This is a genomic window from Pseudomonas sp. B14(2022), from assembly GCF_012030485.1.
GTDB lineage: Bacteria > Pseudomonadota > Gammaproteobacteria > Pseudomonadales > Pseudomonadaceae > Aquipseudomonas.
Genome location: NZ_JAAUVM010000042.1, coordinates 1 through 21209 on the forward strand (window position 1 = coordinate 1; position 21209 = coordinate 21209).

At 63.1% G+C, this 21209-nt stretch carries 17 protein-coding genes; 14 read left to right on the forward strand and 3 right to left on the reverse strand.

The genetic code is table 11. The features are described from left to right. Positions 1-424 precede the first annotated feature (424 nt). From pdxH to ubiT, 6 genes are all read left to right on the forward strand, one after another. The gene (gene pdxH / locus HCF10_RS30630; protein ID WP_131699953.1) at positions 425-1072 is read left to right on the forward strand and encodes a pyridoxamine 5'-phosphate oxidase; all 648 of its coding nucleotides are present in this window, start codon (positions 425-427) and stop codon (positions 1070-1072) included. 85 nt (positions 1073-1157) lie between these two features. Continuing rightward, the gene (gene moaB, locus HCF10_RS30635; RefSeq protein WP_131699954.1) at positions 1158-1712 is read left to right on the forward strand and encodes a molybdenum cofactor biosynthesis protein B; all 555 of its coding nucleotides are present in this window, start codon (positions 1158-1160) and stop codon (positions 1710-1712) included. Further along, positions 1709-2941, forward strand: coding sequence for a molybdopterin molybdotransferase MoeA (locus HCF10_RS30640; RefSeq protein ID WP_145338878.1), 1233 nt, complete (start codon positions 1709-1711; stop codon positions 2939-2941). Before moaB ends, HCF10_RS30640 begins: the two co-directional genes overlap by 4 nt. A 9-nt stretch (positions 2942-2950) precedes the next feature. Continuing rightward, positions 2951-3946 carry a ubiquinone anaerobic biosynthesis protein UbiU gene (gene ubiU, locus HCF10_RS30645; protein ID WP_167657061.1) on the forward strand — a complete coding sequence of 332 codons (996 nt, stop codon included), beginning with the start codon at positions 2951-2953 and terminating at the stop codon, positions 3944-3946. A gap of 10 nt (positions 3947-3956) precedes the next feature. Then, entirely contained in the window at positions 3957-4847 is an 891-nt protein-coding gene (locus tag HCF10_RS30650) for a U32 family peptidase (protein ID WP_167657062.1), read from the forward strand. Further along, the gene (gene ubiT / locus HCF10_RS30655; protein WP_167657063.1) at positions 4841-5308 is read left to right on the forward strand and encodes a ubiquinone anaerobic biosynthesis accessory factor UbiT; all 468 of its coding nucleotides are present in this window, start codon (positions 4841-4843) and stop codon (positions 5306-5308) included. Before HCF10_RS30650 ends, ubiT begins: the two co-directional genes overlap by 7 nt. 111 nt (positions 5309-5419) lie before the next feature. On the opposite strand, the gene HCF10_RS30660 is transcribed toward ubiT, so the two are convergent. The 3 genes from HCF10_RS30660 to HCF10_RS30670 form a co-directional block, all read right to left on the reverse strand. Then, positions 5420-6100: a Crp/Fnr family transcriptional regulator gene (locus tag HCF10_RS30660; protein WP_131699959.1), complete on the reverse strand. Its 681-nt coding sequence runs from the start codon at positions 6098-6100 to the stop codon at positions 5420-5422. 571 nt (positions 6101-6671) lie between these two features. Further along, the gene (narL, locus tag HCF10_RS30665) at positions 6672-7319 is read right to left on the reverse strand and encodes a two-component system response regulator NarL (RefSeq protein ID WP_145338841.1); all 648 of its coding nucleotides are present in this window, start codon (positions 7317-7319) and stop codon (positions 6672-6674) included. Continuing rightward, on the reverse strand, positions 7316-9118 hold the full coding sequence (locus tag HCF10_RS30670; RefSeq protein ID WP_167657064.1) for a HAMP domain-containing protein: 1803 nt from the start codon (positions 9116-9118) through the stop codon (positions 7316-7318). The genes narL and HCF10_RS30670 overlap by 4 nt, the downstream gene beginning before the upstream one ends. A gap of 325 nt (positions 9119-9443) precedes the next feature. Here HCF10_RS30670 and HCF10_RS30675 point away from each other — a divergent pair, with 325 nt between their 5' ends. From HCF10_RS30675 to moaA, 8 genes are read left to right on the forward strand one after another with little or no spacing between them, the layout of a single operon-like run. Continuing rightward, on the forward strand, positions 9444-10685 hold the full coding sequence (locus HCF10_RS30675) for an MFS transporter (RefSeq protein ID WP_205885947.1): 1242 nt from the start codon (positions 9444-9446) through the stop codon (positions 10683-10685). A gap of 2 nt (positions 10686-10687) precedes the next feature. Next, positions 10688-12085, forward strand: coding sequence for a NarK family nitrate/nitrite MFS transporter (locus tag HCF10_RS30680; protein WP_145338838.1), 1398 nt, complete (start codon positions 10688-10690; stop codon positions 12083-12085). Positions 12086-12142: 57 nt separating this feature from the next. After that, positions 12143-15916: a nitrate reductase subunit alpha gene (locus HCF10_RS30685; RefSeq protein WP_090403144.1), complete on the forward strand. Its 3774-nt coding sequence runs from the start codon at positions 12143-12145 to the stop codon at positions 15914-15916. A 1-nt stretch (position 15917) separates the two neighbouring features. Beyond that, positions 15918-17456 (forward strand): nitrate reductase subunit beta, encoded by a 1539-nt coding sequence (narH, locus tag HCF10_RS30690; RefSeq protein ID WP_027607174.1) that lies wholly within the window; start codon positions 15918-15920, stop codon positions 17454-17456. A 3-nt stretch (positions 17457-17459) separates the two neighbouring features. Further along, entirely contained in the window at positions 17460-18215 is a 756-nt protein-coding gene (narJ, locus tag HCF10_RS30695; RefSeq protein ID WP_145338837.1) for a nitrate reductase molybdenum cofactor assembly chaperone, read from the forward strand. Next, complete coding sequence (narI, locus tag HCF10_RS30700; RefSeq protein ID WP_131699965.1) at positions 18208-18888, forward strand: respiratory nitrate reductase subunit gamma; 681 nt, start codon at positions 18208-18210, stop codon at positions 18886-18888. The genes narJ and narI overlap by 8 nt, the downstream gene beginning before the upstream one ends. Positions 18889-18898: 10 nt before the next feature. Continuing rightward, positions 18899-19825: a peptidylprolyl isomerase gene (locus HCF10_RS30705; RefSeq protein WP_167657065.1), complete on the forward strand. Its 927-nt coding sequence runs from the start codon at positions 18899-18901 to the stop codon at positions 19823-19825. Position 19826: 1 nt separating this feature from the next. Then, positions 19827-20813: a GTP 3',8-cyclase MoaA gene (moaA, locus tag HCF10_RS30710; protein ID WP_167657066.1), complete on the forward strand. Its 987-nt coding sequence runs from the start codon at positions 19827-19829 to the stop codon at positions 20811-20813. The last annotated feature ends 396 nt before the right edge of the window (positions 20814-21209 follow it).

Here is a 21209-nt window from a genome sequence, read left to right on the forward strand (position 1 = left end):
GCGGGTCACTTTTGGAAAAGAGCCCCAAAAGTAACCAAAAGGGCTCTTGCCCCAACACTCGGCACCTCGCTTAGGCTCGGTGTGCCCTCACTCCGGCTTGAATCCGTGGGCCGCCGTCATGGGCCATCCTTGGCCCAGGACGGCTAACCCGGCGTCCTGCCGGGTTACCCACGGATTCAAGCCTGCGTTCGGCCAGCGTGTTTGACGGGGCGCCTAGGATCAAGATCAAAAGCCAGAGCCAGAGCCAGAGCCATAGCAACAGCAACAGCAACAGCAACAGCAACAGCAACGCGATCCGTTGTGTAGCCCCCCACACCTCAAGCAATCACATGCGGCGTCATGCCACGGGCGAATGTTGATCGTGGTCAAGGGATAACGGCGCGGTAGTTCCCACACTGTGGCGAACTTTCTGGAGGACCGCGTCATGCCCCTGTCTCTTGCGCAATTGCGCCGCAACTACACCCTTTATGGCCTGCGTGATGACTTGGTGCAGGACGATCCCTTGGTGCTGTTCGGCCAGTGGCTGGATCAGGCGCGTAAAACCGAGGTGCCTCCGGCGGAGGCCAATAGCATGGCGCTGGCCACCGTGGACAGCCAGGGCCATGCGCATTGCCGCATCCTGCTGCTCAAGGGGTTCAGTGCCGAGGGCTTTTTCTTTTTTGGGCATTACCAGAGTGCCAAGGGCGAGGAGTTGGCGAGCAACCCTCATGCGGCCATGACGTTTTTCTGGCCGGGGCTGGAGCGTCAGGTGCGTATCGAAGGCCCGGTGGTGCGGGCGGAGGCGCAGTTGTCGGACGATTATTTCGATGCGCGCCCGGCTGCCAGTCAATTGGGTGCCTGGGCCTCGCCGCAAAGCCAGCCCCTTAGCCATCGCAGCGAGTTGGAAAGCCGCCTGCGTGACGTCACCGAGCGTTTCGCCGGGCAGCAACCGCCGCGGCCCGAGCATTGGGGCGGCTACCGCCTGCAACCGCAGCGCATCGAGTTCTGGCAGGGCCGGCCCGACCGTCTGCATGACCGTCTCGACTACCGCCTGCATGCCGGCACGTGGCAGCGCACGCGCCTGGCCCCCTGAACGAGATACCTCCTTGGAGGAATAGGCCCTGCGCCCGTTGCGGCGCAGGCTGACGGCAACTTTCTTCACGCCTGGAGCCTTGATCATGGCCCATTTGAAACAACGCACTTTCGTGCCCCTGAACATCGCCGTGCTGACCATCAGTGACACCCGTACCCTCGACACCGACACCTCCGGCCAGACCCTGGTGGACCGCCTCGAAAGTGCCGGGCATGTGCTCATCGACCGTGGCTTGGTGATCGACGACATCTACCAGATTCGTGCGCAAGTCTCGCTGTGGATCGCCGACCCCGAGGTGCAAGTGGTGCTGATGACCGGTGGCACCGGTTTCACTGCCCGTGACAACACGCCCCAGGCGGTGCTGCCGTTGCTGGACAAACATGTCGAAGGCTTCGGTGAGCTGTTCCGCCAGGTGTCCCTGGTCGAGATCGGCACCTCCACCTTGCAGTCCCGCGCGTTGGCCGGCATCAGCAACGGCGTGCTGGTGTGCTGCATGCCGGGCTCGCCGGGCGCGTGTCGCACCGGCTGGGACCAGATCCTGGCGGGGCAGTTGGACAGCCGCACCGGCCCGTGCAATTTCGTGCCGCACCTCAAGCCCCAGCCCGAGCAAATCCTGCAAGCCTGCGAGTCGCGTTCATGAGTGCCTCGGTGTGTGACAGCGGCCACCTGATGCCGGTGGACGAGGCCATCGCGACGCTGCTGGCCCAGGCGCCGCCACCGCCGAGCACCCAGGTGATTGGCCTGGAGCAGGCGCTGGGGCGAGTGGTCGCTGAAGAGTTGTTCTCACCTCTGGATTTGCCCGGTTTCGACAACAGCGCCATGGACGGCTACGCCCTGCGCGCCGAGGACGTGCCGGCCGAAGGCGGCTACCTGATGCTCGCCGGGCGCATTGCGGCGGGGCAGCACAGCAAGGTGAGCGTGCAGGCCGGGCAGGCCGTGCGCATCTTTACCGGTGCGCCGCTACCGCCTGGTGCTGACACGGTGGTGCCCCAGGAGCGTTGTCGGCTGTACGGCCAGCGCATCTGGTGCCCGCCGGTACGTCTCGGCGAGCATGTGCGCAAACAGGGTGAAGAACTGCAGCGCGGGCAGACCCTGATTGCCGTCGGCAAGCGCCTGCGCGCCCAGGACATCGGTTTGCTGGCCTCGGCCGGCATTCCTCGGTTGAAAGTCTATCGCCCGCTGCGGGTGTGCCTGCTCAGCAGCGGCAACGAGCTGCGTGATCCGGGCGAGGCGCTGGTGCCGGGGCAGATCTACAACAGCAACCGCTATGCCCTGGCCGCGTTATTGCGTGGCTGGGGCGTGGACGTGCACGACTACGGCGTGATGGCGGATGAACTGGCCGCCAGCCGTGATGCGCTGGCCCTGGCCTCATCCGAGTGCGACCTGTTGCTGACCTCTGCGGGTGTGTCGGTGGGGGAGGAGGACCATCTCAAGCAGGCCATCGAAGAACTCGGCCGCGTGGACTTCTGGCGGCTGGCGATTCAGCCCGGCAAGCCCCTGGCGTTTGGCGAAGTGGCGGGCAAACCGTGGCTGGGCCTGCCCGGTAACCCGTCGGCGGCGCTGATCACCGCGTTGGTGGTGGTGCGTCCGTTCCTGCTGCGCGCCCAAGGTATGGAGCGGGTGCTGCCGGTGCCGATCCAGGTGCCGGCCGCGTTTGAATGGCTCAAGCCCAATAAGCGCCGCCAGTACCTGCGCGCACGCCTGAGCCCCGGCGAAGACGGGCAACTGCGCGCCGTGCTGCACCCCCAGCAAAGCTCGGCGATGCTGACCGCCGCCTGTTGGGCCGATGGCCTGGTGATCGTCGAGCGTGAGCATCAGGTGCTCAAGGATGAACCGGTGCCGTTCGTGTCTTTCGCTGAATTTCTCTGAGGAGCCCCCATGCAACTGGTCTGCCCGGCAGGCAACCTGCCTGCGCTCAAAGCCGCCGTGCGCGAAGGCGCCGATGCGGTGTATGTCGGTTTTCGCGATGACACCAATGCCCGGCATTTCGCCGGGTTGAACATGGACGACAAACAGTTCGACGGTGCCGTCGCCTTTATTCGCCAGCACCAGCGCAAGCTGTACGTGGCGGTCAATACTTACCCGCAACCGAAGATCTGGGCACGCTGGCAACGCGCCGTTGACCGCGCGGCGGACCACGGCGTGGACGCCCTGATCGCCGCCGACCCCGGCGTGCTCGACTACGCCAGTCGCCAGCATCCGCACATGGCGTTGCACCTGTCGGTACAGGGATCGGCCACCCACGCGGCGGCGCTGAAGTTCTATGCCGAGCGCTACGGCATTCGCCGCGCGGTATTGCCCCGTGTGCTGTCCCTGGCCCAGGTCAAACAGGTGGCGGCGAGCAGCCCGGTGCCCATCGAAGTGTTCGGTTTTGGCAGCCTGTGCATCATGGCCGAGGGGCGTTGCCACTTGTCTTCCTACATCACCGGCGAGTCGCCCAACCTGTGCGGCGTGTGCTCGCCGGCCAAGGCGGTGCGCTGGAGCGAAGATGCCGAGGGCTTGAGCGCGCGCCTGAGCGACGTGCTGATCGACCGCTACACACCCGACGAACCCGCCGGCTACCCGACCCTGTGCAAGGGCCGCTTCCTGGTCGGCGGCAAGCGCTTCCATGCTCTCGAAGAACCCACCAGCCTCGACACCCTCGACCTGGTGCCGGAGCTCAGCGCCATCGGTGTCGAAGCGGTCAAGATTGAAGGCCGGCAACGCAGCCCGGCGTATGTGGAACAAGTCACCCGGGTCTGGCGCGCCGCGCTCGACGCCCACCGCAGCGCTCCGGCCAGCTTTGTGGTCAAGGACCAATGGCGCCAGGTGCTGGCCGGGTTATCCGAAGGCAGCCAGACCACACTCGGCGCCTACCATCGTGCATGGCAGTGAGGAGACACAGATGAAACTCAGCCTGGGACCGGTGCTGTTTTATTGGGATAAGGAACACCTGGGGCGCTTCTACTCGGACATGGCCGGCTTGCCTCTGGACGTGATTTACCTGGGCGAAACCGTGTGCGCCAAACGCCGCGCGTTTTCCCTGGATCATTGGTTGGGTCTGGGCCGGGAGCTGCAAACCTACAGCTCGGCGCAGATCGTGTTGTCGAGCCTGACCCTGATCGAAGCCGCCTCCGAACTCTCGAGCCTGCGCCGCCTGTGTGACAACGGCGAGTTGCTGGTGGAGGCCAATGACATGGGCGCGGTGCAGATGCTGATCGAGCGCAAACTGCCCTTTGTCGGCGGCCCGGCGCTCAACCTCTACAACGGTCACGCCTTGGTGCAACTGCTCGACGCGGGCATGCAACGCTGGGTGCCGCCGGTGGAGTGCTCCCAGGGCCTGATCGGCGACGTGCTGGAACAGGTGCGCGAATTGGGCCGGCCATTGCCCGAAGTGGAGATATTTGCCTACGGCCATTTGCCCCTGGCCTACTCGGCGCGTTGCTTCACCGCCCGTGCAGAGAACCGCCCCAAGGACGACTGCCAGTTCTGCTGCATCAACTACCCCGACGGCATGGCGCTGACCAGCCAGGAAGGGCAGGCGTTGTTCACCTTGAATGGCATTCAGACCATGTCGGCCGACGTTACCAACCTGCTGGCCGATTACCCCGGCCTGGTGTCCTGTGGTGCGAACCTGTTGCGCCTGAGCCCCCGGGCCGAAGGCATGGTCGAGGTGGTGCGCGCCTTCGACCACGTGCGCCAGGGCGCCACGCCGCCGCTGTATGTCGATGGCTGCAACGGCTACTGGCACGGTCAGGCGGGCATGTTGCGGGTTGAGGAGGTGGGGCTGTGTTGAGTCGTAAACAATGGCTGCTCAAGGGGGCCGACCGGTTGTTGCCATTGATCCGCCGCGTGCCGTTTGGCGTGCAGCGTCTGGCCTTGCAGCAAGCCCTCAACCGCTGCCTGGCCGAGCCCCTGCGCGACGGTGGGTTTGACCTGCTGCGTGGGCGTTGGATGTGTTTGCGTATTCCTGACCTGGGGTTGTGCTGGTACCTGACCTTGGCGCGGGACGGGTTGCAGATTGCGCAAAAGGCCGAGGCGCAGGTAAGCATCAGTGGCAACTGGCGGGAGTTCTTGTTGCTCGCCAGCCGGCAGGAAGATCCGGATACGTTGTTCTTTCGGCGCCGGTTGGTGATTGAGGGGGATACGGAGTTGGGGTTGGGGTTGAAGAATTTGATCGACAGTTTGGACCCGGATGTGTTGCCGCCTTGGTTGTGGCGGAACTTGGAGCGGGCGGGGCGGGGGGTGGTGGTTTGATCGGTTTGTTTGGGCCGGACTCGGTCAAAAATATGGGAGGGGGCTTGCCCCCGATGAGGGCGTGTCAGTCACTTATTTGCTAACTGACCCGACGCCATCGGGGGCACTGAATCAACCAGCCTGGTAACCCATCAACTGTTCTTCGCACACGATCCGAATGGTGCGCCGCTGCACCTCGATCAACCCGCCTTCCACCAGCCGGTGCAGGATCCTTGAAAAGGTCTCCGGCTGGATCCCCAGCTTCGACGCCACCAGGCGCTTGGGCACTTGCAGCACCACCTCGCCACTCAGCGCATCGCGCTCCTGGAACAGGAAGTTGATCACCCGGCGGCTGGCGTTGGCCAGGGTCAGGGTGTCGATGTCCTTGAGGCGTTGGTGCAGGTGGATGCTCATGCTGGCGAGGATTGCCAGGCAAATTTTCGGCTGGTCTTCCAGGGCCCGGCGGTAGTGCTGGCCTTCGATGCTGACCAGCACGCTGTCTTTGAGCGCTGTGGCGCTCACCGGATAGGCCTTGGCCTGGGTGAACAGCAGCGCTTCGGCAAAGGTCTGGCCGGGCTGGATGACTTCCACCAGGTGTTCCTGGCCTTCACCCGTGACCCGATGCAACTTGATCTGGCCGCTGACCAGCAGGAAAAAACGCTCAGCCGCGTCGCCCTGATGCATCAAGGGCGCATGGCCGGGCAGGCGCTTGAGATTGGCCAGGGTGCAGACGTCCTGGAAGGTTTTTTCCGGGAGCTGGCTGAACAGGTGATGGCGACGCAGGGTCAGGACGATGTGGGGATGGGTGAGCATGTTTGGGCCTCCGCAATGGGGTAGCGTAGGGGGCTTGGCGCGGGGTTGATATGCCTCTGTGGGGGTACCTCTTGCGGGGTTTGTGTGAAAAATGTGGGAGGGGACTTGCCCCCGATGAGGTAGTGTCAGTCACTTATTTTTTAACTGACCCGGCGCTATCGGGGGCAAGCCCCCTCCCACATTTGGATCTCCATATATCAGATGGGCCTCGGTCTGCTTTTGCTCTGCTTTTGCTCTGCTTTTGCTCTGCTTTTGCTCTGCTTTTGCTCTGCTTTTGCTCTGGCTTTTGATCTTGATCCTGGGCGCCCCGTCAAACACGCTGGCCGAACGCAGGCTTGAATCCGTGGGTAACCCGGCAGGACGCCGGGTTAGCCGTCCTGGGCCAGGGATGGCCCATGACGGCGGCCCACGGATTCAAGCCGGAGTGAGGGCACACCGAGCCTAAGCGAGGTGCCGAGTGTTGGGGCAAGAGCCCTTTGGTTACTTTGGGGCTCTTTTCCAAAGTGACCCGCCGTAAGGGCGGAACCAATATCAACCTTTACCGCAGCAACGGATATGTACACAAACAAATTCACCCCGCCTGCCGCAAATGCTCCATCGCCCAAACCGCCGCCTCCACCCGCGACCGCAACCCCAGCTTATGCAGCAAATTCTTCACATGCACCTTCACCGTCCCTTCGGTAATCCCCAACTTATGCCCGATCACCTTGTTGCTGTACCCACTGGCAATCGTCCTCAGCACCTGCCGTTCCCGCTCGGTCAACTCCACCGCCGCATGGGGTTGCGGCGAGCGCAGCGCCTGGGCCAGCACCCGCGTCAACCCGGGGCTGATCACCAGCGCGCCATGCAACGCATCGCGGATGTACGTCACTACCAGTTCCGGCTCCATGTCCTTGAGCAGATAGCCATTGGCATCCAGCCGCAACGCATCACGAATATCGTCTTCAGCGTCGGACACGGTAAACAGCAACACCTTGCCGCCATAGTTCATGGCCCGCAGGCGGCGCAGGGTTTCGAGGCCGTTCATGTGCGGCATGTTGTTGTCCAGCAGCACCAGGTCCGGTTGCAGCGCGTCGATCTGGTCCAGGGCTTCCTGGCCGTTGCCGGCTTCGCCGACCACGTGCAGGTCGTCTTCCAGTTCAAGCATCTGGCGCATGCCGTGGCGCATCATCGGGTGGTCGTCGACCAGCAGGATACGGTGGCGAGTGGCTGTGTTCATGCGTGGGTGCCTTGTAGGGGTTGCCCGAGAAATTCCGGGTGAAAGCGCAGTTGCACCCGCGTGCCTTGGGGCTCGCGGGGGCTGATGTCGAGGTGGCCGTGCAGGCTGCGGGCGCGCTCGTCCATGATGGTCAGGCCGTGGTGTTCACGTCTGTCGACCTCTTCGCAAAAGCCACGGCCGTCGTCTTCGATGCTCAGGCTCACGGTCTCGCCCTCTTGGCGCAGTTGCAGCCAGGCGTTTTGCGCATGGGCATGGCGCAGGCAGTTGGACAGCGCCTCGCGGGTGATTTGCAACATGTGGATCTGTTCACTGGCCGACAGCTGGAAGGCCAGGGCGTCCACATGCAGGTGCACCTGGAATTCGCCACGCCGCGAAAACTCCTCGGCGGTGTCCTGCAGTTCCTGCACCAGCCCGGCATCGTGGATTTGCAGGCGGAACGTGGTGAGCAATTCGCGCAGTTGGCGGTAGGCGTTGTTCAGCCCCTCGCGCAGTTCGGCCGTGACGGTGGCCAGGGTCTCCACCGGTTCGCCACGGCGGATCAGGGTTTGCATGCGGCTGACTTGCAGCTTCATGTACGACAGCGCCTGGGCCAGGGAATCGTGCAGTTCGCGGGCGATGATGGTGCGTTCGTCGAGCAGCAGCAGGCGGTGGTCCTGTTCACGCTGGCGCTTGAGCGACAGCGAGGTGCCGATCAGGTTGGCCAGGGCCTGGATCAGTTGTTTTTCCCAATCCTGGGGGGGATGACCATCGTCGAAGTGGGCCTTGAGTTCGCCCAGTTCCGAGCCCTGGTTGCTGATGCTGAACACCTGCGGGAGCGCCACTTTGTGTTTCTGGCACGTCGCGCAATCACCGATGGCGCAGACGTTGCGGCTATCCCCACCATGCAGCGAGAGCATCTGCTGGGCCGGCGCGAGAAAGTGCCCTTGCAGGCACAGCGACAGGCGCAGCCCCGGCAGGCGTTTCTGGAAGCGCCGGATCAATTCATCCAGGCCCTCGGCATTCGCCAGGCGCGTGGCCAGGCTGCGGCTGCTCTGGTAGAGCAGTTCGAGGGCGGCGTTGGCTTGTTGCAGGTTGAGGGTTTTCTGCCGCACCTGGCTCTCCAGGGTGCTGTGGGATTGTTCAATGGTCTCGGCCATGGCGTTGAAGCTCAGGGCCAGTTGCCCCAACTCGTCTTCGGAGCGGTGGTTGACCCGGGTCTTGAAGTCGCCGTCACGAAAGCGCCGGGTCGCGTGCACCAGTTCTTCCAGGGGGTTGACCACGCCGTACTGCAATTCATACAGGCCGATCAGCAGGATGATCAGCGTGCTGAACAGTGCCAGCCCCTGGATACCCTGCTGCCAGCCTTGTTTCTGTTCGCTCTGTTGCTGCAACAGGCTGACGAACTGGTTGAGTTGATCGACAAAACCTGGCGCGCTGGCCTGGAACAGCACCGCATCGCCGCGTGCCAGGGCCGGGTGCAGGTCATCGTTCCAGCGCTGCTGGATCTGTTGGTAGCTCTGGAGCAGGGCGCTGCGCGGGCCATCTTCGAGCACCGCCTTGAGTGATTGGCTGTCGAGGCGCCCTTGCAGGCTGTGGATGATGGTGTCGATCTCGTCGGCGGGGGCTCCGGCGGCGAGTTTCCAGCTGAGGTGGTAGGTCTCCATGCGCACCGAACCGGCGGTGTTGATGGCGGCCGCGTCGCCCTGGCTGAACCAGGCGATCAAGCCGGCGCTCAAGGAACTGGCGAGGGCGAGGATGGCGATCAGGATCACCGCCAGCCCGGCGCGAGCGGGCAGGGAGCTGCGCAGCCAGTTAAACATGGTGGCGTAAGTGAAGGGGGTTGGAAGCCTGCATGGCGGAACCTGCAAAGGGAAAAGGGCTGAAAAACCGCAATCCCTGGCGCACTACCTCTAAAGAATTGCCGGCCAACCCTCCCACGGGAAAATACCGGCACAAGAGACCAATCCATTGATAAATAAAGACTTTATCTTGTTGTTGGGACTACCTCCTTAGAGGTATGTGGGGCCAGCATAGCCCCATACCCCCCAGGCGGACGTTGATCTGGGTCAAGTTCCACGGGGGTGCCGCCCCTAACCTGCGCCCATGAAATCACTTTCTGGAGCGCATACCGTGACTCAACCCCGTATGAGACAGGGCCTGGTGCTGGGCATGAGCACCCTGGCCTTCACCGTCTGCTTTATGGTGTGGATGATGTTCGCCGTGTTGGGCGTACCCATCAAAGAGCTGTTGCAACTCAACGAAACCCAGTTCGGCCTGTTGGCCGCCACGCCGGTGTTGACCGGTTCCCTGGTGCGCTTGCCCCTGGGCCTGCTGACTGATCGCTTCGGCGGGCGCATCGTGTTCTTCCTGTTGATGCTCGCCTGTGTGCTGCCGCTGTACCTGATCACCTACGCCACCGCCTATTGGCAGTTCCTGGTGCTGGGCCTGTTCGTCGGCCTGGCCGGCGGTTCGTTTTCGGTGGGCATCGCTTACGTCGCCAAGTGGTTCGACAAAGAGAACCAGGGCTTTGCCATGGGCGTGTTCGGCGCCGGCAACGCGGGCGCCGCCGTCACCAAGTTTCTGGCCCCGGCGCTGATCGCCCTCGGCACCTGGCACCTGGTGCCCAAGGTGTTCGGCGCGATCCTGTTTATCACCGCGCTGCTGTTCTGGTTCCTTACCAGCGAGAACAAGGCGCACCGCAGTGCCGGCGGCGCCACCCTGCGCCAGCAGTTGCTGTGCCTGAAAGACCCGGCCGTGTGGCGCTACTGCCAGTACTACTCGATTGTGTTCGGCGGCTATGTGGCCCTGGCGCTGTGGATGACCAAGTACTACGTGCAGGAATACGGCTTCAGCCTGCAAAGCGCCGCGTTGCTGGCCGCGTGTTTCTCCCTGCCGGGCGGCGTGCTGCGTGCGGTGGGCGGCTGGATGTCCGACCGCTGGGGCGCCCAGAGCGTGACCTGGTGGGTGCTGTGGGTGAGCTGGATCTGCCTGTTCCTGCTCAGCTACCCGCAGACCCAATTGCAGGTGCAGACCGTCAACGGTCCCCTGGATTTCCACATCGGCCTCAACGCCACCCTGTTCACCGTGCTGCTGTTCGTGATGGGCATCGCCTTCGCGTTCGGCAAGGCCTCGGTGTTCAAGTACATCGCCAATGACTACCCACAGAACATGGGCGCGGTGTCCGGCATCGTCGGCCTGGCCGGTGGCCTGGGCGGCTTTGTGCTGCCGATCCTGTTTGGCGCCCTGGTGGACCTCACCGGCGTGCGCTCGTCCTGCTTCATGTTGATGTACGGCGTGGTCTGGGTGTCCCTGACCTGGATGTACTTCGGCGAAATGCGCAAGCAACCGCTGTTGGGCAAAACCGCCCAACCTCTCCAAGGAGAATGAACATGTCCATCGCGCAAAAGCCCGGCTCGGGGCCGGTGATCCACGACTGGCGCCCTGAAGACCCTGCGTTCTGGGGCGCCAGCGGCAAGAAGACCGCGACCCGCAACCTGTGGATCTCGATCCCTGCGCTGTTGCTGGCCTTCGCCGTGTGGATGGTGTGGAGCACGGTGATCGTGCGCCTGAACGCCATCGGCTTTACGTTCACCACCGACCAGCTGTTCTGGCTGGCAGCGTTGCCGGGCTTGTCCGGCGCCACCTTGCGGGTGTTCTACTCGTTCATGGTGCCGATCTTCGGCGGCCGCCGCTGGACCGCCCTGAGCACCGCGTCGCTGTTGCTGCCGTCGCTGTGGATGGGCTTTGCGGTGCAAGACCCCAACACCCCCTACAGCGTGTTTGTACTGATCGCGTTGCTGTGCGGTTTCGGCGGCGGCAACTTCGCCTCGAGCATGTCCAACATCAGCTTCTTCTACCCCAAGTCGCAGCAAGGCACGGCCCTGGGCCTGAACGCCGGCCTCGGCAACCTGGGGGTGTCGGTGATGCAGTTCTGCGTCCCGCTGGTAATCACGTTCGGCGTGTTCGGCCTGGTGGGCGGTCAACCGCAAACCTTGCCGGATGGCAGTCAACTGTGGCTGCAGAACGCCGGTTTTATCTGGGTGCCGTTTATCCTCACCGTCACCGTGGCGGCCTGGTTCGGCATGAATGACCTGTCCAGCGCCCGTGCTTCGTTCAGCGAGCAGGCGGTGATCTTCAAGCGCAAGCACAACTGGCTGATGTGCTGGTTGTACCTGGCGACTTTCGGCTCATTCATCGGCTTTTCGGCGGCGTTCCCGCTGCTGATCAAGACCTCGTTCCCCGACGTGGTGGCGCTGAAATTCGCCTTCCTCGGCCCACTGGTCGGTGCCCTGGTGCGCCCACTCGGCGGCTGGCTGGCGGACAAAATGGGCGGCGCACGGGTGACCTTGTGGAACTTCGTGCTGATGATCGTGATGGTGTTCGGCGTGCTGCACTTTTTGCCGGTGAACGGGCAGGGCGGCAGCTTCTACGGTTTCCTCGGCATGTTCATGCTGCTGTTCATCACCACCGGCGTCGGCAACGGCTCCACCTTCCGCATGATCCCGGTGATCTTCCGCACCCAGCACGAGAAGGCCAGTGCCGGTAAATCCGCCGCCGAGCGCGAGCAGGCGATCAAGGATGCCGGCAAGGAATCCGCCGCCGTGCTGGGCTTCAGTTCGGCCATGGGCGCCTTCGGTGCGTTCTTCATTCCCAAGTCCTTCGGCACGTCCATGGCCGCCACCGGCAGCCCGGCGATGGCCTTCTACATGTTTGTCGGTTTCTACCTGAGCTGCATCGTCGTGACCTGGTGGTGGTACGCCCGCAAAGGCTGCGCCACACCCTGCTGATCGACCACGAATTCGCGGGGCAACGCACCCCACGGCACGCCTGATGAGGAAAGCATCATGAGTCACTTATTGGATCAACTGCGGTTCTTCAACCGCAAGCAAAACGAATTCTCCGACGGTCACGGCGAGACCCGCAAGGAGTCCCGCGACTGGGAAAACGTCTACCGTTCGCGCTGGCAGTACGACAAGATCGTGCGCTCCACCCACGGCGTGAACTGCACCGGCTCGTGCTCGTGGAAGATCTACGTGAAGAACGGCCTGATCACCTGGGAAACCCAGCAGACCGACTACCCGCGCACCCGCAACGACCTGCCCAATCATGAGCCGCGCGGCTGCCCACGGGGTGCCAGTTACAGCTGGTACATCTACAGCGCCAACCGCCTCAAGTACCCGAAGATCCGCAAGCCGCTGCTCAAGCTGTGGCGTGACGCGCGCCAGACCCTGTCGCCGGTCGAGGCGTGGGCGAGCATCGTCGAGGACAAGGTCAAGGCCGACTCCTACAAGAGCAAACGCGGCATGGGCGGTTTCATTCGCTCGAACTGGGAGGAGGTCAACGAGATCATCGCCGCCTCCAACGTCTACACCATCAAGCAGTACGGCCCGGACCGCATCGTCGGCTTCTCGCCGATCCCGGCCATGTCGATGGTCAGCTACGCGGCGGGTTCGCGTTACCTGTCGCTGATCGGCGGCGTGTGCCTGAGCTTCTACGATTGGTACTGCGACCTGCCACCGGCCTCGCCGATGGTGTGGGGCGAGCAGACCGACGTGCCGGAATCGGCCGACTGGTACAACTCCAACTACATCATCGCCTGGGGCTCCAACGTTCCGCAGACCCGTACCCCGGACGCGCACTTCTTCACCGAGGTGCGCTACAAGGGCACCAAGACCGTGGCCATCACCCCGGACTATTCGGAAGTGGCCAAGCTCACCGACCTGTGGCTCAACCCCAAGCAGGGCACCGACGCCGCGTTGGCCCAGGCCTTCAACCATGTGATCTTCAAGGAATTTCACCTGGATAAACCGAGCGCCTACTTCACCGACTACGCCAAGCGCTTTACCGACTTGCCGGTGCTGGTGATGCTCAAGCCGATGACCGGGTTCGCGCCCGGCGCCGGCTTCCAGCCTGACCGCTTCCTGCGTGCCTCGGACCTCACCGGCAACCTCGGCCAGGACAACAACCCGGAATGGAAAACCATCGCCCTCGACGAGAGCGGTGAACTGGTGTCGCCACAAGGGTCCATCGGCTACCGCTGGGGCGAGAAGGGCAAGTGGAACATCCTCGCGAAGGAGGGCGGCGAAGGCCGCGCCATCGACCTGAAACTCAGCCTGATCGGTGACGACGTCGCCGAAGTGGCCTTCCCGTATTTTGCCGGCGAAGCCCACGAGCACTTCCAGCACGTGGCCGGCGATGCCGTGCAGTTCCGCCGCGTGCCGGTGCACAGCGTGACCCTGGCCGACGGCAGCGTGGCCAAAGTGGCGACGGTGTTCGACTTGTCCGCCGCCAACCTGGCCATCGACCGTGGCCTGGGCGGCCAGAACGTGGCCAAGGACTACGACGACGCCAGCGTACCGGGCACCCCGGCGTGGCAGGAAGCGATCACCGGCGTCAGCCGCGAGAAAGCCATCCAGATCGCCCGTGAGTTCGCCGACAACGCCGACAAGACCAAGGGCCGTTCGATGATCATCGTCGGCGCGGCGATGAACCACTGGTACCACATGGACATGAACTACCGCGGGCTGATCAATATGCTCATGCTCTGCGGTTGCGTCGGCCAGACCGGCGGCGGCTGGGCCCACTACGTCGGCCAGGAAAAACTGCGCCCGCAATGCGGCTGGCTGCCCCTGGCCTTCGGCCTCGACTGGAACCGCCCGCCACGCCAGATGAACGGCACCAGCTTCTTCTACGGCCACAGCTCGCAATGGCGCCACGAGAAAATGAGCATGCACGACGTGCTCTCGCCCCTGGCCGACAAGTCGCAGTTCCCGGAACACGCCCTGGACTACAACATCCGCGCCGAACGCGCCGGCTGGTTGCCGAGTGCGCCGCAACTCAACACCAACCCGCTGCACATTTGCCGTGATGCGGCCGCCGCCGGCATGACGCCGAAAGACTACGTGGTCAAGTCCTGGCAGGACGGCAGCCTGCGCTTCGCCTGCGAACAGCCGGACAGCCCGGTGAACTTCCCGCGCAACATGTTTATCTGGCGCTCCAACCTGCTCGGTTCCTCGGGCAAGGGCCATGAGTACATGCTCAAGTACCTGTTGGGCACCAAGAACGGCGTGATGAACGAAGACATCGGCCACAGCACCGAATGCAAGCCCACCGAGGCCGAATGGGTCGAGGACGGCGCCATCGGCAAGCTTGACCTGGTGACCACCCTGGACTTCCGTATGTCCTCCACCTGCGTGTATTCCGACATCGTCTTGCCGACTGCCACCTGGTACGAAAAAGACGACATGAACACCTCGGACATGCACCCGTTCATTCACCCGTTGTCGGCGGCCATCGACCCGGCGTGGGAGTCGCGCTCCGACTGGGAAATCTACAAGGGCATCGCCAAGGCGTTCTCGGCCATGTCGGTCGGCCACCTGGGCGTGGAGCAAGACCTGGTCACCGTACCGTTGATGCACGACAGCGTCGGCGAACTGGCCCAGCCGTTTGGCGGCACCGACTGGAAAAGCGCCGGTGTGGCGCCGGTTCCGGGCAAGAACGCACCGAACATGGCGGTGGTGGAACGGGACTACCCGAACATCTACAAGCAGTTCTCGTCGCTGGGCCCGATGCTGGAAAAGCTCGGCAACGGCGGCAAGGGCATCAACTGGAACACCGATGAAGAAGTCGAGTTCCTCGGCGAGCTGAACCATCACGAAAGCGATGCAGGCATCAGCCACGGCCGGCCGAAGATCGACACGGCCATCGACGCCGCCGAAGTGATCTTGTCCCTGGCTCCGGAAACCAACGGCAAGGTCGCCTTGAAAGCCTGGGCCGCGCTGTCGGAATTCACCGGCATCGACCACAGCCACCTGGCGATCTCCAAGGCCCACGAAGCGATTCGCTTCCGCGACATCCAGGCGCAGCCGCGCAAGATCATCTCCAGCCCGACCTGGTCAGGCCTGGAAGACGAGCACGTGAGCTACAACGCCGGCTACACCAACGTCCATGAAAACATCCCTTGGCGCACCATCACCGGTCGCCAGCAGTTCTACCAGGATCACCCGTGGATGCAGGCGTTCGGCGAGCAACTGATGAGCTACCGGCCACCGGTCAACACCCGCACCATCGAAGGCGTGAAGGGCAAGCGCAGCAATGGCGAGACCGAGATCGTGCTGAACTGGATCACCCCGCACCAGAAGTGGGGCATCCACAGCACCTACAGCGACAACCTGCTGATGCTCACCCTGAGCCGTGGCGGACCGATCGTGTGGCTCTCGGAAATCGACGCCAAGCGCGCCGGCATCGAAGACAACGACTGGATCGAATGCTTCAACGTCAACGGCGCATTGACCGCTCGTGCGGTGGTCAGCCAGCGCGTCAAGGAAGGCATGGTGATGATGTACCACGCCCAGGAACGCATCGTGAACGTGCCGGGTTCGGAAACCACCAAGACCCGTGGCGGCCACCATAACTCGGTGACCCGCGTGGTGCTCAAGCCGACCCACATGATCGGCGGCTATGCCCAGCAGGCCTACGGTTTCAACTACTACGGCACGGTCGGTTGCAACCGCGATGAGTTTGTCGTGGTGCGCAAGATGGCCAAGGTCGACTGGCTCGATGGCTCCAGCGGTGATGATTTGCCGCGCCCATTGCCGACTGACATCGAGGAGAACTGAGATGAAAATTCGCTCACAGATCGGCATGGTCCTCAACCTGGACAAATGCATCGGCTGCCACACCTGTTCCATCACCTGCAAAAACGTGTGGACCAGCCGTGAAGGCATGGAATACGCCTGGTTCAACAACGTTGAGTCCAAGCCCGGCATCGGCTACCCCAAGGAGTGGGAAAACCAGGACAAGTGGAAGGGCGGCTGGGTGCGCAATGCCAACGGCTCGATCAACCCACGCATCGGCGGCAAGTTCCGCGTGTTGGCGAACATCTTCGCCAACCCGGACCTGCCAAGCCTGGACGACTACTACGAGCCGTTCGACTTCGACTATCAGCACTTGCACACCGCCCCATTGGGCGAGCACCAGCCGACCGCACGTCCGCGTTCGCTGGTGTCCGGCAAGCGCATGGAAAAGATCGAGTGGGGCCCGAACTGGGAGGAAATCCTCGGCACCGAATTCGCCAAGCGCCGCAAGGACAAGAACTTCGACCAGATCCAGGCCGACATTTATGGCGAGTACGAAAACACCTTCATGATGTACCTGCCGCGCCTGTGTGAGCACTGCCTCAACCCGGCGTGTGCGGCATCGTGCCCGAGCGGTGCGATCTACAAGCGTGAAGAAGACGGCATCGTGCTGATCGACCAGGAGAAGTGCCGGGGCTGGCGCATGTGCATCAGCGGATGCCCGTACAAGAAAATCTACTTCAACTGGAAGAGCGGCAAGTCCGAGAAGTGCATCTTCTGCTACCCGCGTATTGAAGCCGGTATGCCGACCGTGTGCGCCGAAACCTGCGTGGGTCGGATCCGCTACCTCGGTGTGCTGCTGTACGACGCCGACCGCATCAGCGAAGTGGCAAGCACCGCCAACGAGCAGGACCTGTACGAGAAGCAACTGGAAATCTTCCTCGACCCGAATGACCCGGCGGTGATTCGCCAGGCCCTGGCCGATGGCGTGCCGCAGTCGGTGATCGACTCGGCCCAGCGTTCGCCGGTGTACAAAATGGCCGTCGACTGGAAGTTGGCGCTGCCGCTGCACCCGGAATACCGCACCTTGCCGATGGTCTGGTACGTGCCGCCGCTGTCGCCGATCCAGAACGCCGCTGCTGCCGGCACCGTGGGCATGAACGGGGTGATCCCGGATGTGGACAGCCTGCGTATTCCGCTGCGTTACCTGGCGAATATGCTCACCGCCGGCGATGAAAAACCGGTCAAGCGTGCACTCAAGCGCCTGTTGGCGATGCGCGCCTACAAACGCTCCCAGCAAGTCGATGGTGTGCAGGACCTGCAAGTGCTCGAAGACGTCGGCCTGAGCGTTGAACAGGTGGAAGAGATGTACCGCTACCTGGCCATTGCCAACTACGAAGACCGCTTCGTGGTACCGAGCGCCCACCGTGAAGACGCCATGAGCGACGCGTTCGCCGAACGTTCCGGGTGTGGTTTCAGCTTCGGCAGCGGTTGCAGCGGCAGCTCCGACACCAACATGTTCGGCGCCAAGAAAGCCAACCGCCGTGACGTGCTGAAAACCGTCCAGATCTGGGAGGACTGAGCCATGCGCATTCTTAAAGTGATTTCGTTGCTGCTGGACTATCCCACTGAAACCTTGGTGAACGGCCGCGACGAACTGGAACAGGCGATTCTCGAATCGCGGGAAATCAGCCCCAAGCAGCGCGGTGCGTTGTTTGAGCTGCTGGAACTGATCTGTGCCAATGACCTGATGGACGGCCAGGAACACTACGGCGCGCTGTTTGGCCGGGGGCGTTCGCTGTCGCTGTTGTTGTTCGAACACGTGCACGGCGAGTCCCGCGACCGCGGCCAGGCCATGGTCGACATGATGGCCCAGTACGAAGAAGCCGGCTTCGCCATTGGCGTCAAGGAGCTGCCGGACTACATCCCGTTGTACCTGGAGTTCTTGTCCACCCGCGAAGACATCGAGGCTCGCGAGGGCCTGGCGGATGTGGCGCACCTGTTGGCCTTGCTCGCTGCGCGTCTGGATGAGCGTGAGAGCGGCTATGCCGGTTGCTTCCGTGCGCTGTTGCAGATTGCCGGCGCCGAGCCGCACCAGGCCGTGGCCGAATTGCGCGCCCAGGTCGCCGCCGAGCCGCGCGACGACTCCCTCGAAGCCCTGGACAAAATCTGGGAAGAGGAAGCGGTGGACTTTATGCAGGCTGAGCAACAGGACCGCTGCAGCTCGATGCCGAGCAGTCCGGGCAAGGCCCGCGAAGAAAGCGCGGTGCCGTTGCACTGGGTGGATTTTCAGCAAGAAGGCCGGGCCGCAGCGCCCGCCGGGGAGGTGGGTAATGTCTAAGTGGAATTTGCTGGTATTCGGGGTGTACCCCTATGTGGCCCTGGCGATCTGCCTGTTGGGCAGTTGGGCGCGGTTCGACCTGTCGCAGTACACCTGGAAGGCCGGTTCCAGCCAGATGCTCAACAACCGTGGCATGCGCGTGGCGAGCAACTTCTTCCACATCGGCGTGCTGTTCGTGCTGGCCGGGCATTTTGTCGGCCTGCTGACCCCGGCGTCGGTCTACCACCATGTGATCAGCACTGAGAACAAGCAGTTGCTGGCGATGGTCTCGGGTGGCTTCTTCGGCCTGCTGTGCCTGGTGGGCTTGCTGATGCTGGTCAAGCGCCGCCTGGGTGACCCGCGCGTGCGGGCTACCTCGAGCCCGTCGGACATCCTGATCCTGCTGGTGCTGCTGGCGCAGTTGGTGCTGGGTTTGCTGACCATCGTCGCGTCCACCGGGCATATGGACGGCTCGGTGATGGTGATGCTCGCCGACTGGGCGCAGAACGTGGTGCTGTTGCGGCCGGTGGAAGCGGCCGAGTCGATTGCGCCGGTGTCGCTGATCTACAAGGCCCATGTGGCGCTGGGCTTGACCCTGTTTGTGCTGTTCCCGTTTACCCGCTTGGTGCACATGGTCAGCGCGCCGATCTGGTACCTGGGGCGTCGTTATCAAATCGTGCGGCAGAAGTACTGAGGAGAACGTCATGAGTACAGGATGCGGATGTGGTGGCGGTAACGGCGGCAGCGGTGGTTGCGGCTCGTCGGCCAAAGAACCGGTGGTGGCCGAGGGTGTGGTCCAGGCTTCTTTCGAGGAGATCAAGGCGCCGGAGTTGATCGCCAGCAGTGAACAGGAATGGCCGATCATCAGCGTCAACGGCGTGGCGGTCACGCCCGAGGCCATGGCCCTGGAGTTGCAGTACCACCCGGCCGACAGCCGCGAGGAAGCGGTGTACCTGGCCGCCCGCGCGCTGGTGATCCGCGAGCTGTTGCAACAGCGGATCGCCGAGCTGGGCCTGGCGGTGGAGATCGCCGCCGGCGAGAACGAAGAAGAAGCCGCCACGCGCCTGCTGCTGGAGCGTGAGGTGACGGTGCCCGACTGCGACGAGGCGACCTGTGTGCGCTACTTCGAGAATAACCGTGGGCGCTTTCACAGCGCGCCGTTGCTGGCGGCGCGGCACATCCTGCTCGAATGCGCGCCGGACGACGCCGAGGCGCGCCACCTGGCGCGCACCCAGGCCGAAGTCCTGCTGCTGAGCCTGGAAGAACAGCCCGGCCAATTTGCCGAACTGGCGCTCAAATACTCGGCTTGCCCGTCCAAGGCCCAGGGCGGTTCATTGGGCCAGGTGAGCAAAGGCCAGACCGTGCCCGAGCTGGAGCGCCAGCTGTTCACCCTGGCCCCAGGCCTGGCCGCCAAACCGCTGGAGAGCCGTTACGGCTGGCATGTGATCAGTGTCGACCAGCGTATCGAAGGCCAGCCGCTGCCGTATGAAGCGGTGGCCGTCGCGATTCGCACCCAGTTGCAGCAAGGGGTGTGGCAGAAGGCACTGGTGCAGTACCTGCAAACCCTGATCGGCGCAGCGGACATCCGTGGCATCGCGCTGCAGGGCGCCGACTCACCGTTGGTGCAGTGACATGAGCCTGGTGGATGGGGTGGGCCGTTCGATCGATTACCTGCGCTTGTCGGTGACCGACCGTTGCGATTTTCGCTGTGTGTACTGCATGGCGAAAAATATGACATTCCTGCCGCGCCAGCAGGTGCTGACCCTGGAAGAACTGGAACGCCTGGCCGCGCTGTTTGTGGGGCAGGGCGTACGCAAGATCCGCCTGACCGGGGGCGAGCCCCTGATTCGCCCGGGCATTGTCGGTTTGTGCCGCAACATCGCGGCGCTGCCGGGCTTGCGTGAACTGGTGATGACCAGCAATGGCTCGCAGTTGGCGCGACTGGCGCGGCCGTTGGTGGAGGCGGGGGTCAAGCGCATGAACATCAGCCTCGACAGCCTGGATACGCAGCGCTTTCGCGCAATTACCCGCAACGGTGATCTGCGCCAGGTGCTGGACGGTATCGAGGCCGCGCGGGAGGCGGGGTTCGAGCGGGTCAAGCTCAACTGCGTGGTGATGAAGGGGCGCAATTTTGACGAGGTCCCGGCGTTGGTGCGGTATGCCATTGACCAGGGTGTCGACATCAGTTTTATCGAGGAAATGCCCCTGGGGGACGTGGGGCGGTCGCGGGGGGAGACGTTCTGCTCCAGCGATGAAGTACGGGCGGTGATTGCCCGTGAGCATGGGCTGATCGATAGCACCGAGAACAGCGGAGGGCCAGCGCGGTATGTGCGATTGGCGGGGCACCCTGGGACCCGGGTGGGGTTTATTTCGCCTAATTCGCATAATTTCTGTGGCAGTTGTAATCGGGTACGGATGACGGTGGAAGGGCAGTTGCTGTTGTGCCTGGGGCAGGAGGATGCGCTGGATTTTCGCGCTTTGTTACGGCGCTATCCGTTAGAGGATGGGCCGTTGGTTGAGGCGTTGCACAGGGGGTTGAAGGGCAAGCCGTTGCGGCATGATTTCAGTGGGGCGGGGGAGGTGCAGGTGGTGCGGTTTATGAATATGAGTGGGGGGTGAGTGCATACCCATTACTTCGGCCTGCCGGGTTAGCTACGCTCCAAAGCTTGTGTTCGGCCAGCGTGTTTGACGGGGCGATTTGAGATCAAAAGCCAAAGCGCGGCGGCCTTAGAGCCGACCGGTTTTGTGTCTGGTGTACTCGGTAAAAAATGTGGGAGGGGGCTTGCCCCCGATGAGGGAGTGTCAGTCACTTATTTTTTACTGACCCGGCGCTATCGGGGGCAAGCCCCCTCCCACATTTGGATCTCCATATATCAGATGGACTTCGGTCTGCTTTTGCTCTGCTTTTGCTCTGGCTTTTGATCTTGATCCTGGGCGCCCCGTCAAACACGCTGGCCGAACGCAGGCTTGAATCCGTGGGTAACCCGGCAGGACGCCGGGTTAGCCGTCCTGGGC

What these genes read in the sequence shown, in the direction of transcription:
- narI (WP_131699965.1), top strand. Translation starts at nt 18,208, where the DNA reads ATGTCTAAGTGGAATTTGCTGGTATTCGGGGTGTACCCCTATGTGGCC.
- HCF10_RS30660 (WP_131699959.1), bottom strand. Translation starts at nt 6,100, where the DNA reads ATGCTCACCCATCCCCACATCGTCCTGACCCTGCGTCGCCATCACCTG.
- HCF10_RS30640 (WP_145338878.1), top strand. Translation starts at nt 1,709, where the DNA reads ATGAGTGCCTCGGTGTGTGACAGCGGCCACCTGATGCCGGTGGACGAG.
- HCF10_RS30675 (WP_205885947.1), top strand. Translation starts at nt 9,444, where the DNA reads ATGAGACAGGGCCTGGTGCTGGGCATGAGCACCCTGGCCTTCACCGTC.
- moaB (WP_131699954.1), top strand. Translation starts at nt 1,158, where the DNA reads ATGGCCCATTTGAAACAACGCACTTTCGTGCCCCTGAACATCGCCGTG.
- HCF10_RS30705 (WP_167657065.1), top strand. Translation starts at nt 18,899, where the DNA reads ATGAGTACAGGATGCGGATGTGGTGGCGGTAACGGCGGCAGCGGTGGT.
- HCF10_RS30670 (WP_167657064.1), bottom strand. Translation starts at nt 9,118, where the DNA reads ATGTTTAACTGGCTGCGCAGCTCCCTGCCCGCTCGCGCCGGGCTGGCG.
- narL (WP_145338841.1), bottom strand. Translation starts at nt 7,319, where the DNA reads ATGAACACAGCCACTCGCCACCGTATCCTGCTGGTCGACGACCACCCG.
- moaA (WP_167657066.1), top strand. Translation starts at nt 19,827, where the DNA reads ATGAGCCTGGTGGATGGGGTGGGCCGTTCGATCGATTACCTGCGCTTG.
- pdxH (WP_131699953.1), top strand. Translation starts at nt 425, where the DNA reads ATGCCCCTGTCTCTTGCGCAATTGCGCCGCAACTACACCCTTTATGGC.
- ubiU (WP_167657061.1), top strand. Translation starts at nt 2,951, where the DNA reads ATGCAACTGGTCTGCCCGGCAGGCAACCTGCCTGCGCTCAAAGCCGCC.
- narJ (WP_145338837.1), top strand. Translation starts at nt 17,460, where the DNA reads ATGCGCATTCTTAAAGTGATTTCGTTGCTGCTGGACTATCCCACTGAA.
- HCF10_RS30685 (WP_090403144.1), top strand. Translation starts at nt 12,143, where the DNA reads ATGAGTCACTTATTGGATCAACTGCGGTTCTTCAACCGCAAGCAAAAC.
- HCF10_RS30650 (WP_167657062.1), top strand. Translation starts at nt 3,957, where the DNA reads ATGAAACTCAGCCTGGGACCGGTGCTGTTTTATTGGGATAAGGAACAC.
- narH (WP_027607174.1), top strand. Translation starts at nt 15,918, where the DNA reads ATGAAAATTCGCTCACAGATCGGCATGGTCCTCAACCTGGACAAATGC.
- HCF10_RS30680 (WP_145338838.1), top strand. Translation starts at nt 10,688, where the DNA reads ATGTCCATCGCGCAAAAGCCCGGCTCGGGGCCGGTGATCCACGACTGG.